Annotated in this window: 17 protein-coding genes; 15 read left to right on the top strand and 2 right to left on the bottom strand. The window is 71.3% G+C overall.

Annotation, left to right across the window (positions count from 1 at the left end; genetic code table 11):
- Positions 1-160 precede the first annotated feature (160 nt).
- The gene (locus tag FLP23_RS11730; protein ID WP_149326028.1) at positions 161-511 is read left to right on the top strand and encodes a GIY-YIG nuclease family protein; all 351 of its coding nucleotides are present in this window, start codon (positions 161-163) and stop codon (positions 509-511) included.
- Positions 512-638: 127 nt separating this feature from the next.
- On the opposite strand, the gene FLP23_RS11725 is transcribed toward FLP23_RS11730, so the two are convergent.
- Positions 639-1,964 carry an aminotransferase-like domain-containing protein gene (locus FLP23_RS11725; protein ID WP_149326027.1) on the bottom strand — a complete coding sequence of 442 codons (1,326 nt, stop codon included), beginning with the start codon at positions 1,962-1,964 and terminating at the stop codon, positions 639-641.
- Positions 1,965-2,060: 96 nt separating this feature from the next.
- Between FLP23_RS11725 and FLP23_RS11720 the strand changes: the two genes are divergently transcribed.
- The 14 genes from FLP23_RS11720 (at position 2,061) to FLP23_RS11655 (ending at position 15,759) form a co-directional block, all read left to right on the top strand.
- A complete protein-coding gene (locus FLP23_RS11720) occupies positions 2,061-2,909 on the top strand; it encodes a nitrilase-related carbon-nitrogen hydrolase (protein ID WP_149326026.1) in 849 nt (282 codons plus the stop codon).
- Positions 2,910-2,918: 9 nt separating this feature from the next.
- Complete coding sequence (gene hydA / locus FLP23_RS11715; RefSeq protein WP_149326025.1) at positions 2,919-4,352, top strand: dihydropyrimidinase; 1,434 nt, start codon at positions 2,919-2,921, stop codon at positions 4,350-4,352.
- A gap of 106 nt (positions 4,353-4,458) precedes the next feature.
- Positions 4,459-5,487: a TIGR03842 family LLM class F420-dependent oxidoreductase gene (locus tag FLP23_RS11710; RefSeq protein WP_149326024.1), complete on the top strand. Its 1,029-nt coding sequence runs from the start codon at positions 4,459-4,461 to the stop codon at positions 5,485-5,487.
- Positions 5,484-6,383 carry an ABC transporter permease subunit gene (locus FLP23_RS11705; protein WP_149326023.1) on the top strand — a complete coding sequence of 300 codons (900 nt, stop codon included), beginning with the start codon at positions 5,484-5,486 and terminating at the stop codon, positions 6,381-6,383. The genes FLP23_RS11710 and FLP23_RS11705 overlap by 4 nt, the downstream gene beginning before the upstream one ends.
- Entirely contained in the window at positions 6,380-7,174 is a 795-nt protein-coding gene (locus FLP23_RS11700; protein ID WP_210413871.1) for an ABC transporter ATP-binding protein, read from the top strand. The genes FLP23_RS11705 and FLP23_RS11700 overlap by 4 nt, the downstream gene beginning before the upstream one ends.
- Positions 7,171-7,926, top strand: coding sequence for an ABC transporter permease (locus FLP23_RS11695; RefSeq protein ID WP_149326021.1), 756 nt, complete (start codon positions 7,171-7,173; stop codon positions 7,924-7,926). Before FLP23_RS11700 ends, FLP23_RS11695 begins: the two co-directional genes overlap by 4 nt.
- 49 nt (positions 7,927-7,975) lie before the next feature.
- Positions 7,976-9,151: an ABC transporter substrate-binding protein gene (locus FLP23_RS11690; RefSeq protein WP_149326020.1), complete on the top strand. Its 1,176-nt coding sequence runs from the start codon at positions 7,976-7,978 to the stop codon at positions 9,149-9,151.
- A gap of 57 nt (positions 9,152-9,208) precedes the next feature.
- On the top strand, positions 9,209-10,540 hold the full coding sequence (locus FLP23_RS11685) for an aspartate aminotransferase family protein (protein WP_281290314.1): 1,332 nt from the start codon (positions 9,209-9,211) through the stop codon (positions 10,538-10,540).
- A gap of 197 nt (positions 10,541-10,737) precedes the next feature.
- A complete protein-coding gene (locus tag FLP23_RS11680; RefSeq protein WP_246139986.1) occupies positions 10,738-11,259 on the top strand; it encodes a YceD family protein in 522 nt (173 codons plus the stop codon).
- 50 nt (positions 11,260-11,309) lie between these two features.
- Positions 11,310-11,513 carry a 50S ribosomal protein L32 gene (gene rpmF / locus FLP23_RS11675; RefSeq protein ID WP_120762913.1) on the top strand — a complete coding sequence of 68 codons (204 nt, stop codon included), beginning with the start codon at positions 11,310-11,312 and terminating at the stop codon, positions 11,511-11,513.
- A 61-nt stretch (positions 11,514-11,574) separates the two neighbouring features.
- Entirely contained in the window at positions 11,575-12,234 is a 660-nt protein-coding gene (gene rnc, locus FLP23_RS11670; RefSeq protein ID WP_246139985.1) for a ribonuclease III, read from the top strand.
- Between the two features lie 14 nt (positions 12,235-12,248).
- Positions 12,249-13,211 carry a bifunctional DNA-formamidopyrimidine glycosylase/DNA-(apurinic or apyrimidinic site) lyase gene (mutM, locus tag FLP23_RS11665; RefSeq protein ID WP_149326017.1) on the top strand — a complete coding sequence of 321 codons (963 nt, stop codon included), beginning with the start codon at positions 12,249-12,251 and terminating at the stop codon, positions 13,209-13,211.
- A complete protein-coding gene (locus FLP23_RS11660) occupies positions 13,208-14,836 on the top strand; it encodes a helix-turn-helix domain-containing protein (RefSeq protein WP_149326016.1) in 1,629 nt (542 codons plus the stop codon). Before mutM ends, FLP23_RS11660 begins: the two co-directional genes overlap by 4 nt.
- Positions 14,837-14,952: 116 nt before the next feature.
- Positions 14,953-15,759, top strand: a complete 807-nt coding sequence (locus FLP23_RS11655) for a Bax inhibitor-1/YccA family protein (RefSeq protein ID WP_149326015.1) — start codon at positions 14,953-14,955, stop codon at positions 15,757-15,759.
- A gap of 15 nt (positions 15,760-15,774) precedes the next feature.
- On the opposite strand, the gene FLP23_RS11650 is transcribed toward FLP23_RS11655, so the two are convergent.
- Complete coding sequence (locus FLP23_RS11650; protein WP_168200442.1) at positions 15,775-16,851, bottom strand: GNAT family N-acetyltransferase; 1,077 nt, start codon at positions 16,849-16,851, stop codon at positions 15,775-15,777.
- Between the last annotated feature and the right edge of the window lie 12 nt (positions 16,852-16,863).

Below are 16,863 nucleotides of genomic sequence, written 5' to 3'. Positions count from 1 at the left end.
GGAACGACGTGCCCGGGCCAGATCGGGCCCGGATCCCTCCACGATACCGGCTCGGTGGTCTCGAGACGCGTCGGGCTGCGCCCGGCGCTCCTCGACCATCCGAGGGCGGGCTTGTGGACAACGCGCACATGCGCCGGCCGTATCGGGCACGGTATCGCGCATGCCCTGGGTCTACATCCTGCGTTGCTCAGACGGCAGCTTCTACGTCGGCTCGACCACCCACCTCGAGTTCCGGCTGTGGCAGCACCAGCACGGCGAAGGCGCCGAGTACACGAAGCGGCGCCTGCCGGTCGAGCTCGCGTTCGCCCACGAGACCGAGACGGTGGGTGAGGCGTTCGGTCTCGAGAAGCAGCTCCAGGGCTGGGGCCGCGCCAAGCGCGAGGCCCTCATCCGTGGCGACTTCGCCGCGTTGCCCGGCCTCGCCCACCGCAGGCGCCCGCGCACCACTGAGGTGATCGAGGAGCGCCGCCCGAAGGGCGACGCGTCTCGAGATCACCGCCCCGACCCCTGAGCACCCGACGGTGGTCTCGAGACGCGTCGGGCTGCGCCCGGCGCTCCTCGACCACCTTGGTTTCCCCCGAGGTGATCGAGGAGCGCCGCGGAGCGACGCGTCTCGAGAGCACCGGCCCCGCGCAGGCCTACGCGTGCTGGGCGACCGCGAGCGCCGCGCCCACCGCGGGCACGTCCTCCCGCAGCGCCCCCACGGTGACCCGGATGTGGGGGTCCTGCCCCTCGCCGAGTTGGAACGGGGTGCCCGCCGCCACCCGGATGCCGACCGCCGCGAGCTGAACGGTCGCGGCGCGCTCGTCGGCGACCCGCAGCCATGCGTTGATCCCGTCGCCGCCCGCGAGCCAGCCGCCCGCCGCGCGCACGGCCTCGGCGAGTGCCGCCTGGCGCCCCGCATACGCCCAGCGGGCCTCGTCGATGGCGTGGATGGAGCTCGGATGCGTGAGCAGCTCGTGCAGGATCGCCTGCATCATGCGGCTGGTCCACCCGGGCCCGAGCAGGCGCCGGGCGACGACGCGGTCGACGAGCGGCCGCGGTCCGCCGATCGCCCCGATGCGCAGGTCCGGCCCGTGGGATTTCGAGAACGACCGCACGTGCAGCACCCGCTGCGGCAGCCACGTCGCGAGCGACACATCCGGGGCGGACGAGATGGCGCCCGAGTGGTCGTCCTCGATGACGATCGCGTCCTGGGCGGTGCGGCTGCGCTCGAGGATGCCGGCGAGCTGCTCGGCGCGCGCCGGGGTCATCGAGATGCCGGTGGGGTTGTGGGCGCGCGGCTGCAGCAGCACGATCGCGGGGGCGGTGCCGAGCGCCGCCGCGAAGGCGTCGGGCTTCATCCCGTCGGCGTCGAGCTCCACTCCGACCGCCTCGAGACCGTAGTGCTCGAGCAGGTCGATGAACGGGGGGAAGGTGGGGTTCTCCACGACCACCCGGTCGCCGAAGCGCACGAGCGCCGCGAGGGCGCGGTCGATCGCGTCGAGGGCGCCGTTGAGCACGGTGATGGATTCGACGGGGGCCGGCCAGGTGGCGCGCAGCAGGTCGTGCAGCTCGGGGATGTCGGGTTTGGCCTGGTAGCTCGCGGTGTCGGCCCGCGCGCCCACGCGGGCGAGCGCGGGGCCGAGCGCGGGCAGCAGCTCGGGGTCGGGGGTGCCGCGCGAGAGGTCGAGCCGCGCGCCCTGCTGCCCGTCGAGCCCGCGGTAGCGGCGCGGCAGCCATTCGCGCGGTTCGGCGCGCACGAAGCTGCCGCTGCGTCCGCGGCTCGTGATGAGCCCGGCGGATGCCAGCGTCTGCCAGGCGTGCGAGACGGTGGCCGGGGAGACGCCGAGCTCGGCCGCCAGTTCGCGCACCGTCGGCAGCCGGTCGCCGGGCGCGAGGTCGCCGGTCGTGATGAGGCGCGCGATGCCCGTGGCGATGCCGTGGGGGGTGCGCTCCTCGATCGCCAGGGCTACCGACTTCATCCCAACCGCCGTAGTTTTACGCCTACGTCACAGTGCGTAACGTCAGAGAAATGTTTACGTCGAAAGATAACAAATAGCAACTTCGAGGGAGACACGATGACCGTCGTCCGAGCCGCGATCAGCCAGACCACCTGGACCGGCGACAAGGAATCCATGCTGGACAAGCACGAGGGCTTCCTCCGAGACGCGGCCGCGCAGGGCGCGCAGGTCATGTGCTTCCAGGAGCTGTTCTACGGCCCCTACTTCGGCATCACGCAGGACAAGAAGTACTACCGCTACGCCGAGCCCGCCGACGGTCCGATCGTGCAGCGCTTCGCCTCGATCGCGAAAGAGCTCGGCGTGGTGACGGTGCTGCCGATCTACGAGGAGGAGCAGACCGGCGTCTACTACAACACGACGGTCGTGGTGGATGCCGACGGCACGATCCTCGGGAAGTACCGCAAGATCCACATCCCGCACGTCGAGAAGTTCTGGGAGAAGTTCTACTTCCGGCCCGGCAACCTCGGCTATCCGGTGTTCGAGACGGCGGTCGGCTCCGTCGGCACCTACATCTGCTACGACCGGCACTTCCCGGAGGGATGGCGCGAGTACGGCCTGCGCGGCGCGCACATCGTCTTCAACCCGAACGCCACCAAGCCGGGCCTCTCCAACCGCTTGTGGGAGGTCGAGGGGCCTGCGGCGGCCGTCGCCAACGGCTACTTCGTGCTGCAGCCCAACCGGGTGGGGCTCGAGGACAACGAGTACGGCGCCGACGCCGTCAACTTCTACGGCACGAGCCAGGTGATCGACCCGCGCGGCAACTTCGTGGGCGAGAAGGGCTCCGGCGAGCACGAGGAGCTGCTCGTGCGCGACCTCGAGCTCGACATGGTGCGCGAGATGCGCGACGACTGGCAGTTCTACCGCGACCGTCGCCCCGAGACCTACACCGAGATCGCGAAGCCCTAGGAGCGCATCATGGCAACAACCCTCATCACCGGTGGCACCGTGGTCTCGGCCACCGGCCGCGCCGCGGCGGATGTGCTGGTCGACGGCGAACAGATCGTCGCCGTGCTCGCCCCCGGCTCGCAGCTGCTCGGCACCGATCTGCGGCAGGGCGTCGACACGGTGGTCGACGCGGCCGGCAAGTACGTGATCCCCGGCGGCATCGACGCCCACACCCACTTCGAGCTGCCGTTCGGCGGCACCGAGGCATCCGACACCTTCGAGTCCGGTACCCGGGCAGCCGCCTGGGGCGGCACGACGACCGTCATCGACTTCGCCGTGCAGACCACCGGCACCCGCATCGAGGACGGCCTCGCGACGTGGCACGCCAAGGCCGCGGGCAACTGCGCCATCGACTACGGCTTCCACCAGATCATGGGCGGCGTCGACGAGTTCTCGCTGCAGGCGATGGATCACTTCGAGGCGGAGGGCATCACGAGCTTCAAGATGTTCATGGCCTACCCCGGCGTCTTCTACTCGGACGACGGCCAGATCCTCAAGGCCATGCAGAAGGCCGCCGAGCTCGGGTTGCTCACGATGATGCACGCCGAGAACGGTCCCGCGATCGACGTGCTCGCGGCCCAGCTCGTCGAGCAGGGCAAGACCGACCCGTACTACCACGGCATCGCCCGCGCCTGGCAGATGGAGGAGGAGGCCACCCACCGCGCGATCATGCTCGCGAACCTCACGGGTGCGCCGCTCTACGTCGTGCACGTGAGCGCGAAGCAGGCCGTCGAGCAGCTCGCCTGGGCGCGCGACAAGGGTCAGAACGTGTTCGGCGAGACCTGCCCGCAGTACCTGTACCTCTCGCTCGAGGACCAGTTGGGGGCGTCGAGCGAGGAGTGGGGGGCCTTCGAGGGCGCCAAGTGGGTGTGCTCCACGCCGCTGCGCTCGCGCGAGGAGGGCCACCAGGACCACATGTGGCAGGCGCTGCGCACCAACGACCTGCAGATGGTGTCGACCGACCACTGCCCGTTCTGCATGAAGGGTCAGAAGGAGCTCGGCCGGGGCGACTTCCGCAAGATCCCGAACGGCATCGGCTCGCTCGAGCACCGCTTAGACCTCATGTACCAGGGCGTCGTCACCGGCGAGCTCACCCTCGAGCGCTGGGTCGAGCTCACCAGCACGACCCCCGCGCGGATGTTCGGCATGTACGGCAAGAAGGGCGTCATCCAGCCGGGCGCGGATGCGGATGTCGTGATCTACGACCCGAACGGTCACACCACGATCAGCGCCGCCACCCACCACATGAACATGGACCACTCGGCGTGGGAGGGCTACGAGATCGACGGCCACGTCGACACGGTCATCTCGCGCGGCAAGGTCATCGTCGACGGCAACCGGTACCTCGGCAGCAAGGGCGACGGCCGCTACGTCAAGCGCGCCCTCTCCCAGTACCTGACATGACCGTTCATGGCGCGGCTGGAGCCGCGACATGGGGGCGGGGGAAACGACTCCCGCCGGGCGGTCACGGCTCCAGCCGCGCCATGAACACCACGAGGGGAGAGGGCTGATGGACTTCGGGGCAGTACTCCAGACCAACCCGCCGGCGAGCCGCACGGTGCACCTCGCGAAGCTCGCCGAGCAGTACGGCTTCAGCCACGTGTGGACCTTCGACTCGCACATCCTCTGGCAGGAGCCCTACGTCATCTACAGCCAGATCCTCGCCGAGACCCGGCGGGTGAAGGTCGGGCCCTTCGTCACCAACCCCGCCACCCGCGACTGGACGGTCACGGCATCCGTCTTCGCGACCCTCAACGAGATGTTCGGCAACCGCACGGTCGTCGGGATCGGCCGCGGCGACTCGGCGGTGCGCGTCACGAACGGCAAGCCGACGACCCTCGCCGAACTGCGCGAGGCGATCCATGTGATCCGCGAGCTCGGCAACAGCCGCAGCGTCGAGTACCACGGCTCCGAGCTGCGCTTCCCCTGGTCGGAGGGCTCCGAGCTCGAGGTGTGGGTGGCCGCCTACGGCCCGCTCGCCCTCAAGCTCACGGGCGAGGTGGGCGACGGCTTCGTCCTGCAGCTCGCGGATGTCGACATCGCGACGTGGATGATCGCGACGGTGCGGGATGCAGCGGAGGCCGCCGGCCGCGACCCCGACGCGATCACCTTCTGCGTGGCGGCGCCGTTCTACATCACCGACGGCACGGAGGAGGGCCTCGTGCACGCCCGGAACCAGTCGCGCTGGTTCGGCGGGATGGTGGGCAACCACGTCGCCGACATCGTCGCCAAGTACGGCACGGATGGCGCGGTGCCGCAGGCGCTCACCGACTACATCGCGGGCCGCACCGGCTACGACTACAACAGCCACGGCAAGGCCGACAACGACCACGTCGACTTCGTGCCCGACGAGATCGTCGACCGCTTCTGCCTGCTCGGCACCGCCGAGGAGCACATCGCCAAGCTCGAGGAGTTGAAGGCGATCGGCGTGCACCAGTTCGCCGGCTATCTGCAGCACGACAACAAGGAGGAGACCCTGCGGGTGTACGGCGAGACCGTCATCCCGGCCCTCCGCGACACCGTGACGGCCAAGTCGTGACGCCCGCGCGCCGCTGGCTTCCCGTCGCGTGGGGTGCGCTGGGGGTGCTCGCTGTCGCCGTGCTCTGGGAGGTCTACAAGTTCCTCGGCCCCTCCGAGGGCGTCGTGATCGGGCAGGTGGAGGGCGAGACCGGCTCGGGCGTCATGATCCTGCCGCGCACCCACGACCGCGCGATGCCGCACATCTGGACGATGGTCGGGCGGCTGTTCGAGCCGACGAGCGGCGGCGACACCCCGCCGCTGATCCTCTCGGTCGTGCAGGCGGCCGCGCTCACGCTGGGGATCGCCGCGGTCGGCTGGCTCATCGGGGTGCTGGTCGGCGGGCTGCTGGGGCTCGCGATGCAGCGCTGGCGGCTCGTCGAGTGGGGCCTGCTGCCGTGGATCGTGGTCAGCCAGATCGTGCCGCTCATCGCCTTCGCGCCGGTCGTCAATGCGCTCGGCAACCAGCTCGACCGCTCGGGCACGCCGTGGCCGCAGTGGCTCTCGGTGGCCGTCATCGCCTCGTACCTGGCGTTCTTCCCGGTCGCGATCGGGATGCTCCAGGGGCTGAAGGCGCCCGACCGCATCCACCTCGACCTCATGCGCAGCTACGCGGCCGGCTACCTGCCGACCCTGTTGCGGTTGCGGCTGCCGGCATCCGTGCCCTACCTGCTGCCGGCCCTGCGGCTCGCGGCCGCGAACGCGGTGCTCGGGGCGGTGGTCGCCGAGGTGTCGATCGGCATGCGCGGCGGCATCGGGCGGATGCTCATCCAGTTCGCCGGGCAGGCGTCCAGCGACCCGGCAGCCCCCTGGGGGCCGCTGTTCGGCTCGATCGTGCTGGGGCTGATCGCCGCCGGCTCTGTCGCGCTCATCGGGTTGTGGCTCAAGAACTACCGCAGAGGGGAGGCCACGGCGTGAGCACCGAGTGGGCCGTTCAGGCGACCGGCGTCGGCAAGGTCTTCCCGACCGCGGCAGGTGAGGTGGTCGCGCTCACGGGCGTGGAGCTCGAGGTGCGCGCGGGCGAGTTCGTGTCGCTCATCGGGCCGTCCGGATGCGGCAAGTCGACCCTGCTGCGCCTCATCGCCGACCTCGACGACGCCACGACGGGCGAGCTGTCGATCTTCGGCAAGCCCGCCCGGCGGGCGCGCATCGACCAGGACTACGGCATCGCCTTCCAGCAGGCGGGCCTGCTGCCCTGGCGGACGGTCGCCGACAACATCGCGCTGCCGCTCGAGCTGCACAAGGCGCCGAAGGCGCAGCGCACCGCGCGGGTGGCCGAGCTCGCCGAGCTCGTGGGGCTGGGCGACTTCACCGACCGCTACCCCGACCAGCTCTCCGGCGGCATGCAGCAGCGGGTCGCCATCGCGCGAGCGCTCGCGGCGAGCCCGCGGCTGCTGCTCATGGACGAGCCGTTCGGCGCCCTCGACGAGATGACGCGCGAATACCTGCAGGGCGAGCTCACCCGCATCGCCGCCGAGACGGGCGCCGCCGTCGTGTTCGTCACCCACTCCATCCCGGAGGCGGTGTTCCTCTCCGACCGCGTGGTCGTCATGAGCCCCCGGCCAGGACGCATCACGGCGGTCGTCGAGACGGGGCTGGGCGAGGTGCGCGACGAGTCGCTGCGCGAATCGGCCGCCTACTTCGAGAAGGTCACGGCGGTGCGCGAGGCACTGCACGGCACCAAGGTCGAGCGGGCGAACGAGCGATGACCGCGAGCTGGCAACGGGTGGTCGCCCCCCTCGTGGTGGGGCTGCTGATCCTCGTCGCCTGGACGCTGTTCGTGCAGCTCGGCTCCGCCCCGCGGATGCTGCCGAGCCCGATCGCGATCGGCACGGAGTTCGTGAACCGCTGGGGCATCATCTGGGACGACATGCTCATCACGGCGACCAACGCCCTGATCGGCCTCACGGTCGGGGCGGTGCTCGCGGTGATCCTCGCCGGGCTCGCGGCCGCCGCGCGGCCCGTCGACGGCATGCTCGCCCCGCTCGTGGCCGCGCTCGCGGTCATCCCGATCGTGGCCATCACGCCCATCCTCAACACGATGTTCGGTGCGTCGAGCCAGTTCGGGCGGCAGGCGGTCGCCACGATCGCGGCCTTCATCCCGGTGTTCGTGAACGTGCTGCGCGGGCTGCGCCAGACCCGTCCCGTGCACCGGGATCTGCTGCGGGCATCCGCGGCGAGCGGCGCCCAGACCTTCCGGGTCCTGACCCTGCCGACCGCGCTGCCGTACCTCATGACCGGGCTGCGGGTCGCGAGCTCGCTCGCGGTCATCGCGGCGCTCGTGGCCGAGTACTTCGGCGGCCCCTCCGACGGCATCGGCACCTCGATCGCCAGCTACGCCAAGTCCGGGCGGGCTGCCCTCGCCTGGGCGTATGTCGGTGGGGGCATCCTCATCGGCCTCGTGTTCTTCCTCGTCACCGCGCTCCTCGAGCGTCTCGTGACGAGGCATGCGCCGGTCTGACCGGCATCCGCTCCACCCCCTGCACCACCGATCACGAAAGGGATACAGCATGAGACTCAGCAAGAGGCGCGGTCTCGCCCTCGCGTCCGCGGTCGCCGTCACGGCGATCGCGCTCGCCGGATGCGCCGGCCCGACAGACGACACCGGCGACGACAGCGGCGAGGAATTCACCCCGCTCAGCTCCATCAAACTGCAGCTGCAGTGGCTGCCGCAGGCGCAGTTCGCCGGCTACTACGTGGCTCTCGAGAAGGGCTACTTCGAGGAGGAGGGCTTCGACAGCGTCGAGATCGTCCCCTCCGGTGGCGACATCGTGCCGCAGGACGCGCTCGTCGCGGGCGATGTGGACTTCGCCGTCGCGTGGGTCCCGAAGGTGCTCGGCACCCTCGAGGCCTCGGGCGTGGAGCTCACCGACATCGCGCAGGTGTACCAGAAGTCCGGCACGACCCAGGTGTCGTGGAAGGGTGACGGCATCACCTCTGTCGCCGACTTCGAAGGCAAGCGGATCGGCTCCTGGGGCTTCGGTAACGAGTGGGAGATCTTCGCCGCCATGGCTGCGGAGGACCTCGACTCGACCTCGGTGTCGATCACGACGCAGGACTTCTCGATGAACGCCCTGTTCGACCGCGACGTGGATGCCGCCCAGGCGATGACCTACAACGAGCTCGCCCAGGTGCTCGAGACGGTCAACCCCGACACGGGCGAGCTGTACACGCTCGACGACCTCGACGTCATCTACTACGAGGACACCGAGGGCGCCATGCTGCAGGACGCCCTGTGGGCCGACACGGCCCGGCTCGCGGACGACCCGGCCTACGCCGACGCCGCCGTGCGGTTCCTCAAGGCCGTCATCAAGGGCTGGGCGTACGCGCGCGACAACCCCGAGGATGCGGCCGACATCACCTACCAGGCCGCGACGGCGCCCGGCGTCAACGCGTTCCCGGTGGGCCCCATCCACCAGCTGTGGCAGATGAACGAGGTCAACAAGCTCATCTGGACCGGCGCCAAGTTCGGCCTCATCGACAAGGCCGCCTGGGACAAGACGGTCGCCGGGGCGCTCTCCGCGAAGAACCAGGACGGCCTCGAGCTCATCACGAGCGAGCCGGCCGAATCGGCGTACTCGAACGAGTACATCGAGAAGGCGCTCGCGGCGCTCGAGGATGAGGGGATCGACGTGTCGGCCACCTACACTCCGATCGAGGTCACCCTCACCGAGGGCGGCCAGTAGCACCTCAGGTCGGGCGGTCCACGCGGGCCGCCCGACCCATCCCATCCGCGGCACACCATCCAGGACACGCACATGAGCACCAACCAGCACACCCTCGACCTCGACCGCGCCCACGTCTTCCACTCCTGGTCGGCGCAGGGTGCCCTCACCCCCTTCGTCATCGCGGGCGCGTCCGGCACCGAGGTGTGGGACTACGAGGGGCGCCGCTACCTCGACTTCTCGAGCCAGCTCGTCAACGTCAACATCGGCCACGCGCACCCCAAGGTGGTCGCGGCCATCCAGGAGCAGGCGGCGATCCTGCCCACCGTCGCCCCCGCGCACGCGAACCTGGTGCGCGGCGAGGCGGCCGCGCGCATCCTCGCGAAGGCCGGCGCCGAGTTCGGCAAGGTGTTCTTCACCAACGGCGGCGCGGACGCCAACGAGAACGCCATCCGCATGGCCCGCATCACGACGGGCCGCGACAAGATCCTCTCCACCTACCGCAGCTACCACGGCAACACGGGCGCCGCCGTCGTCGCCACGGGCGACTGGCGGCGGGTGCCGAACGAGTTCGCCCGCGGACACGTGCACTTCTTCGGCCCGTTCCCGTACCGCTCCGAGTTCTGGGCGACGACGCCCGAGGAGGAGGGCGTGCGCGCGCTGCGGCACCTCGAGCGCGTCATCCAGTCGGAGGGCGCCGAGTCGATCGCGGCCCTGCTGCTCGAAGGCATCCCCGGCACCGCGGGCGTCATCATGCCGCCGCCCGGCTGGTATGCGGGGGTGCGCGAGCTGTGCGACCGCCACGGCATCCTGCTCATCATCGACGAGGTCATGTCGGGCTTCGGGCGCACGGGCGACTGGTTCGCCTGGCAGAACCCGGAGCTCAACCCGGACGGCATCGTGCCGGATCTGGTGACCTTCGCGAAGGGCGTCAACTCGGGTTACGTGCCGGTCGGCGGCGTCATCATCTCCGAGTCGATCGCGAACGCCTTCGACGACCAGGTGTTCCCGGGCGGGCTCACCTACTCCGGGCATCCGCTCGCCGCCGCCTCCATCGTCGCGTCCGTCGACGCGATGGAGGAGGAGGGCATCGTGGACAACGCTGCAGCGATCGGCCGCGAGGTGCTCGGTCCGGGGCTGCACGCGCTCGCCGAATCGCACGCCATGATCGGCGAGGTGCGCGGGGTGGGCGTGTTCTGGGCGCTCGACCTGGTGACCGACCGCGCGAGCCGCACGCCCGTGCCGGCCGCCACGATCGGCGCGCTCAAGAAGGAGCTCATGGATCGCGGCTATCTGCCGTTCACGGCCGACAACCGCCTCCACGTGGTGCCGCCGTGCACCGTCTCGCCCGAGGAGGTGCTGCGCGCCCTCGCGATCCTCGACGAGGCGTTCACCGCCGTCGGCGGCTGAGCGGCCGCTGCCCTCCACCCCGCCGAGCTCTGCCAGAAATGCAGGAGTTCTGCGGATGCGCCCCCGCAGTTCCGGGGTCCGCCTCCCGAACCGGCCCGGTTCTCCTGCATTTCTGAGGCGGGACGGAGGGATGCGGGCGACGCGGACGCGAGGGGCGCCGGGCGCGACCCCGGGGCGCGGGCGTAGAATCGGCGATCGTGTCCGCATCCCTCAGCCCGTATCTCGTGCCCGTGTACGACCTCATGCACCGGCCGGGGGAGCTGCGCGAGCGGGTTCTCGAGTTCGATGTCCCCGAGCAGCTCGGCGAGTCGGTCGTGGCCGTCACCCAGGGCTCGCCGATCCGGATCGGGCTGCGCCTCGAGGGCCTTCACGACGGCGTGCTGGTGACCGGCGAGGTGGATGCGACGGCCGACGGCGAGTGCGTGCGCTGTCTGGACCCGGTGGAGCTGCCGGTCGAGGTCGAATTCCAGGAGCTTTTCGCGTATTCTGAGGACGAAGCTTTCGACTTCGCGATTCGAGACGATCACGTGAATCTCGAATCCGTCGTGCGGGACGCGGTGGTGCTGGCACTGCCGTTCCAGCCGGTCTGCCGACCGGACTGCCCCGGTCTCGACCCCGTCACGGGGGAGAAACTGGCGAGCGGAACCGATCGGCGGGCAAGCGAGGGAACCGACCCCCGGTGGGCGGCGCTCGAGGGCTTCCGCCCCGACACCGAATAGACCTCCGGCACCTGCGCGCGCAGGCCGCCGAACACAGAGAAGAGACAACCATGGCTGTTCCCAAGCGCCGTCAGTCGCGTGCCAACACGCACGCCCGCCGCTCGCAGTGGAAGGCGTCCGTGCCGACCCTCGTGAAGACGGTCGAGAACGGCAAGGTCACCTACAGCCTTCCGCACCGCGCGAAGGTCGTCGAGGACTCGGCCGGCACTCCGCTGTTCCTGGAGTACAAGGGCCGTAAGGTCGCCGACGTCTGAGCCGCTGCCGTCCGGCAGCGTCGCGCCGGAGGGCGAAGCCGATCGCGCCGAGTTGACCTCGGTGCTGCAGCTCGAGATCGATCCCGAGCTGCTCGCGCTTGCCCTCACGCACCGTTCCTACGCCTACGAGAAGGGCGGGATCGGGCACAACGAGCGCCTGGAGTTCCTCGGCGACTCGATTCTCGGGCAGGCCGTCACGGTCATGCTCTACCTCGAGAACCCCGAGGTGGATGAGGGTGAGCTCGCGAAGCGCCGTGCCAGCCTGGTGAGTTCGGCGGCTCTCGCCGAGATCGCGAACCACATCGGCCTGGGCCGGTTCCTGCTGCTGGGTCGCGGCGAGGAGCTCACCGGGGGGCGCCAGAAGGGCTCGATCCTCGCGGATGCCGTCGAGGCGATCATCGGCGCCGCCTACCTCTCGGTGGGCCCGGATGCGGCGACCGCGCTCGTGCTGCGGCTCATCTCGCCGCTGCTGGCCGACCCGAACCGTTTCGGCGCCGCCATGGACCCGAAGACGAGCCTGCAGGAGCTGTCCACGCGCCTCGGCAAGGGGCTCCCGCAATACAAGGTGACCGACTCCGGTCCCGACCATTCGAAGCGCTTCCACGCCGAGGTCGGCTTCGGCTCCGGCCCGGTCGCCTCGGGTGACGGCACGAGCAAGAAGCAGGCGGAGATGGCGGCCGCACTGGCCGCCTGGGCGATCCTGCAGCGCCCCAAGCGCTAGACAGCCGAGCGACCGTGCCCGAGCTTCCCGAGGTCGAGGTCGTGCGCGCCGGCCTGATCCCCGCGGTCACCGGCGCCACGGTGACGCGCGTCGAGGTTCTCGACTCCCGCTCGCTGCGGCGGCATCCGGGTCCGTCGGAGGACTTCGTCGATCGACTCACCGGTGCGACCATCGCCGCCCCCTCGCGCCGCGGCAAGTACCTCTGGCTCCCGCTTTATGGCGCGGCGGGAGCCGCGACCTCGCGGCGGGGGGCGTTTCTCCCGCCGTCGGGTCGCGGCTCCAGCCGCGCCATGAACGCCGAGGCGGTTGTGGTGCACCTGGGGATGAGCGGGCAGGTGCTGCTGCGGGAGCCCAAGGCGCCTGTCGCGTCGCTGACCCGGATCGTGGTCGGGCTGGATGCGCCGGGGCATGGACCCGTGCGGCTGGATTTCGTCGATCAGCGGGTCTTCGGCTCGATGGCGATCGACGCCCTCGTGCCCACCGCCGACCGCGACGGCGAACGCGTGCCGGCATCCGTCGCCCACATCGCGCGCGATCCGCTCGATCCGCACTTCGACGATGAGGCGTTCCTCGACCGGCTCATCCGTCGGGACACGACCGTCAAGCGCGCCCTGCTCGACCAGAGCCTCATCTCGGGCATCGGCAACATCTACGCCGACGAGGCGCTGTGGGCCTCCCGCGTGCACTACGACCAGCCCACCCGAACCCTCGGCCGCCCCCGCGCGCGCACCCTGCTCTCCCAGGTGCGGACCATCCTCGCGAAGGCGCTCGCGGAGGGCGGCACGAGCTTCGACGCCCAGTACGTGAACGTGAACGGCGCCTCCGGCTACTTCTCGCATTCGCTCAACGCCTACGGCCGCCAGGGTGAGCCCTGCCCGCGCTGCGGTCGCCCGATCGTGCGCGAGGTGTTCATGAACCGCGGATCGCATTTCTGCCCGCACTGCCAGCGTGTCACCGTGCAGCGGGTCGCCGGATGAACCGCATCGGCTACCTCGAGGCGGTGCTCGACGCCGTCGTCGGTCTCGAGCGCGCCCCCGAGCCGGACGGCGCGGACCCCTGGCAGCTGGCTGTCGCGGCCTTCGCCGCCACCGAGCGGCTCGACCACGAGCTCGGTACGCGGCTCTCCATCCGCGCCCTCGCGCGGCTGGATGCGGATGCCGAGCCGGCAACCCGCGTGACCGCCTACGCCGCGCGCGCTTTCGCGGCGGCCGCCGAGCTGCTCACGGGGGAGTGGAGCGACCTCGCGCCCGGCCTCACCCCGTCCGGCGACCCGATCGCCGACGCGCTGCCGCTGCTCGACGGGCTCGGTGAGGACGACGACGCCGAGTTCGCCCGCTTCCTGCTCGCCGAGGCCGCGCTGAGCTGCGCGCGGGTGGGCCTCGCGTCGGGATTGCGGCTGCCCGATCCGCGCCGCGTCCTGGTGTGCGACGGCCGTGCCCACGATGTCGCGGCGGTGTACGCCGTGCTCGCCGCGCGCATCGCCGCCTTCCACGGTCGCGTCGCCGAGGCCCAGGCGCTGCTCGACGGCGTCACGAGCGAGGCCCCGCTGCTCGCCCTGCTGGTCGATGCGACGCGCTCGCTCGTGCTGGGCAACGCGGCGGATCCGGTGCGGGCCCGCGACCTCGCGGCGCGGGTCACGCGGGAGAGCCCCGACCCGAGCACCCGCGTCTCCTCGGGCTGCTACCTGCTGGCCTCCTTCGGCCTGGTCGCGATCGGCGACGTGCGCGGGGCGGCCTCGCTCGTGCTGGCCGCGGGCGGCGGCGCCGACCTCGAGCGCCTCATGGTCACCGACCGCGCGATCGGCCTCGAGCTGCTCACCAACGCGGCGCTCGCCGAGGGCGACTTCGACGCGGCGGAGGCGTGGGCGGCCCGCGTCGAGTCGCTCGCCGCGAGCCCGATCGCCGGGGCGACGGTGCTGCGCACCCGCAGCCGCATCCTGCTGGCCCGCGGCGACGCGGCGAGGGCGCTGGATGCCGCGGACCGCGCGGGGGAGCGGGCGCGGGCGGAGGGGCGCATCATCGAGGCGAGCGAGGCCGAGATCCTCGCGGCGCGCGCCGCGATCGCCGCGGCCGGCGGCGGTGAGGCGGGTCGCCGGCTGCAGGCGATGGCGCAGGAGGCGGATCGCACGGGTCACCTCGCCGCGGTCCGCGCGGCCCGGCAGGAGCTGCGCGCGGCCGGCCGGCGCCTGCGGCCGCTCGCCGGCACCGAGTGGTCGGGGCTGTCGGAGCGCGAGCGGGAGGTCGCGGGCCTGCTGCTCGACGGCCACACCAACGCCGAGATCGCGGCGGCGCTGTTCCTTTCTCCGCACACGGTGCGCGCCCACGTCTCGCGGGTGCTCTCGGCCTTCGGGGCGCCGTCGCGGTTCACCCTGGCGGCCCGGCTGCCCGCCTTCGACGTCGAGCCGCTCCCGGAGCTCACGGCGCGTCAGCGCGCGGTGGTCGCCGAGCTGGCGACCGGCGCCGGCAACGCCGAGATCGCCGCGCGGCTGGGCATCAGCGTGAAGACGGTCGAGAAGCACCTGCATGAGGCGATGCGGCGACTCGGGGTGACGACGCGGGTCGGCGTGCTCCGCCGCGCCTCCGAGCGCAGCGCCGCCGAGTAGCCGGGCAGCCGGGTAGCCGCGCAGCCGGGCGGCGGCGGTTCGCCCACGGCGGATGCACAGCCGCGGAGGCGGCGGGATGCGTACGCTGGGGTCACGACCCGACGGAAGGATCCGCCATGGCCCTCGACAACCCGGCTTTCGCCAACAGTCCCGCCTTCAACGGCAAGGGGGTGCCCGCGGTCGCCACTCCGACGGCGGCCGAGCTGCAGGAGGCCTTCGACCGGCCGTCGGCGCCCGACCCCCAGGTGACGCCCATGACGGTGGACGGCACCCTGCGCGTCTCGCTCGGCACCTTCGCCGTGCTGCTGGTCGGCGCGGCGATCGGCTGGCTGACGGTCGGCATCGTGCCGCTGCTGTGGATCGGTGCCGCGCTCGTCGGTTTCGTGCTGGCGCTCGTCAACACCTTCAAGCGCGAGCCCTCGCCCGTGCTGATCCTCGCCTATGCGGGGGTTCAGGGCGTCTTCCTGGGCGGCATCTCGGCGTTCTACGAGGCGGCCTGGGACGGCATCGTGAGCCAGGCCGTCATCGCGACCCTCGCCGTGGTGGGCGTCACGCTCGCCCTGTTCGCGAGCGGCAGGATCCGGGCATCCAAGCGCGCCACCAAGGTGTTCCTCATCGTGATGGTCGGCTACCTGGTGTTCTCGGTCGTCAACGTCTTCGTCATGCTGTTCGGCGGCGCCGACGCCAACCCCTGGGGGCTGCGCGGCCAGGACGTCTTCGGCATCCCGCTGGGCCTCATCCTCGGCGTGCTCGCGGTGCTGCTCGGCGCCTACTCGCTCGTGCTCGACTTCGATTTCATCCAGAAGGGCGTTCAGCAGAAGGCGCCCGCGAAGTACCAGTGGACGGGCGCGTTCGGCATCATGGTCACCGTCATCTGGCTGTACCTCGAGATCCTGCGGATGCTCGCCATCTCGCGAGACTGAGCGGAGGTCACGGCCTCAGTCGAGGTCGAGCCGCCACGCACCCTCGTAGCCCATCGGCTGGAAGCCGATCTCCTCGTTGACGGCGAGCATGTGCCGGTTCTCCTCGGCGTTCCAGGTGAGTACCGAGGGGCGGCCGGGATGCCGGGAGGCGAGCTCCGCGAGGTTCTCGAGCTTGAGCAGCATCCCGAGCGCGTGGCCGCGGTGCTCGCGCAGCACGAGGGTGTCGAACTGGTCGACGGGGCGGATGCGGTCGGCCGGCAGTCCGAGCTGGGTGAAGCCGACCAGGCGGCTGCTGGCGAGGTGCTCGACGGCGGCGGTGAGCAGTCCGGCGCCGTCGGCGGTCGTGTGCGTCTCGTGCCGGGCGACCCGTTCGGCCGTCCAGACGTCCTCCGGCTCGTCGAGACCCGACTGCGGGGCGTCGGTGCTCATCCGGGTGAGCAGCACGGCCACATCGTCGAGGAACCGTGCCGGGGTCGGCCCCTCCCATCGGTGCACGCGGTACCCGTCGCCGCTGCGCGCGCGGGCGGCGCGCACCCGCACGGCGAGCTCGGCCGCGTCGAGCGGCAGCGGCAGACGGCTGGCGCGCACGACCTGCTCGAGGCGGTAGCCGCGCCGCCGCAGGAAGCGGACCTCGGGGTTCGCCGCGGGCAGCGACCCGGCCCCGGTCGGCGACGGCAGCCGCGGGCCCGGACCGTCGGGCGAGACGATGTAGACGATCGCGTGGCTGCGGCCTTCCGCACGGGCGAGGGCCTCCAGGTGGTCTGCGAGGGCTGTGCCGACGCCGCGGCGCCGATGGTCGGGATGCACGCGCACGTCGATCCAGCACGCCGTCGAGTCCGGGTCGGCGAGGGTCTCGTAGAGTCCGCGCGCGACGATGCGTCCGTCGGCCCGCGCCACGAACAGCCGGTGCGGCTCGAAGGGGTCGGTGAGGTAGCCGAGCAGCCGCTCCGGCGTCACTCGCACGTCGACCGTGCCGTAGCCGGCCTCCTCGACGAGGTTGCGGATGTCGACCGTCGCGACGAAGTCGTCCGCATGCGGGTCGTCGACCAGCGTCGCCGGAAGCGGCACCTCGTCGATGAGGATCTCGCCCATCCCCCCAGCATG

The organism is Protaetiibacter larvae (assembly GCF_008365275.1).
GTDB lineage: Bacteria > Actinomycetota > Actinomycetes > Actinomycetales > Microbacteriaceae > Homoserinibacter > Homoserinibacter larvae.
Note: the sequence above shows the minus strand (reverse complement) of the source record. Positions and strands in the feature narration are given on the sequence as shown.

Coding starts and splice junctions, on each gene's coding strand:
- FLP23_RS11730 (WP_149326028.1), top strand. CDS start 161: ATGCCCTGGGTCTACATCCTGCGTTGCTCAGACGGCAGCTTCTACGTC.
- FLP23_RS11720 (WP_149326026.1), top strand. CDS start 2,061: ATGACCGTCGTCCGAGCCGCGATCAGCCAGACCACCTGGACCGGCGAC.
- rpmF (WP_120762913.1), top strand. CDS start 11,310: ATGGCTGTTCCCAAGCGCCGTCAGTCGCGTGCCAACACGCACGCCCGC.
- FLP23_RS11695 (WP_149326021.1), top strand. CDS start 7,171: ATGACCGCGAGCTGGCAACGGGTGGTCGCCCCCCTCGTGGTGGGGCTG.
- FLP23_RS11655 (WP_149326015.1), top strand. CDS start 14,953: ATGGCCCTCGACAACCCGGCTTTCGCCAACAGTCCCGCCTTCAACGGC.
- FLP23_RS11650 (WP_168200442.1), bottom strand. CDS start 16,851: ATGGGCGAGATCCTCATCGACGAGGTGCCGCTTCCGGCGACGCTGGTC.
- hydA (WP_149326025.1), top strand. CDS start 2,919: ATGGCAACAACCCTCATCACCGGTGGCACCGTGGTCTCGGCCACCGGC.
- FLP23_RS11725 (WP_149326027.1), bottom strand. CDS start 1,964: ATGAAGTCGGTAGCCCTGGCGATCGAGGAGCGCACCCCCCACGGCATC.
- FLP23_RS11690 (WP_149326020.1), top strand. CDS start 7,976: ATGAGACTCAGCAAGAGGCGCGGTCTCGCCCTCGCGTCCGCGGTCGCC.
- FLP23_RS11660 (WP_149326016.1), top strand. CDS start 13,208: ATGAACCGCATCGGCTACCTCGAGGCGGTGCTCGACGCCGTCGTCGGT.
- FLP23_RS11710 (WP_149326024.1), top strand. CDS start 4,459: ATGGACTTCGGGGCAGTACTCCAGACCAACCCGCCGGCGAGCCGCACG.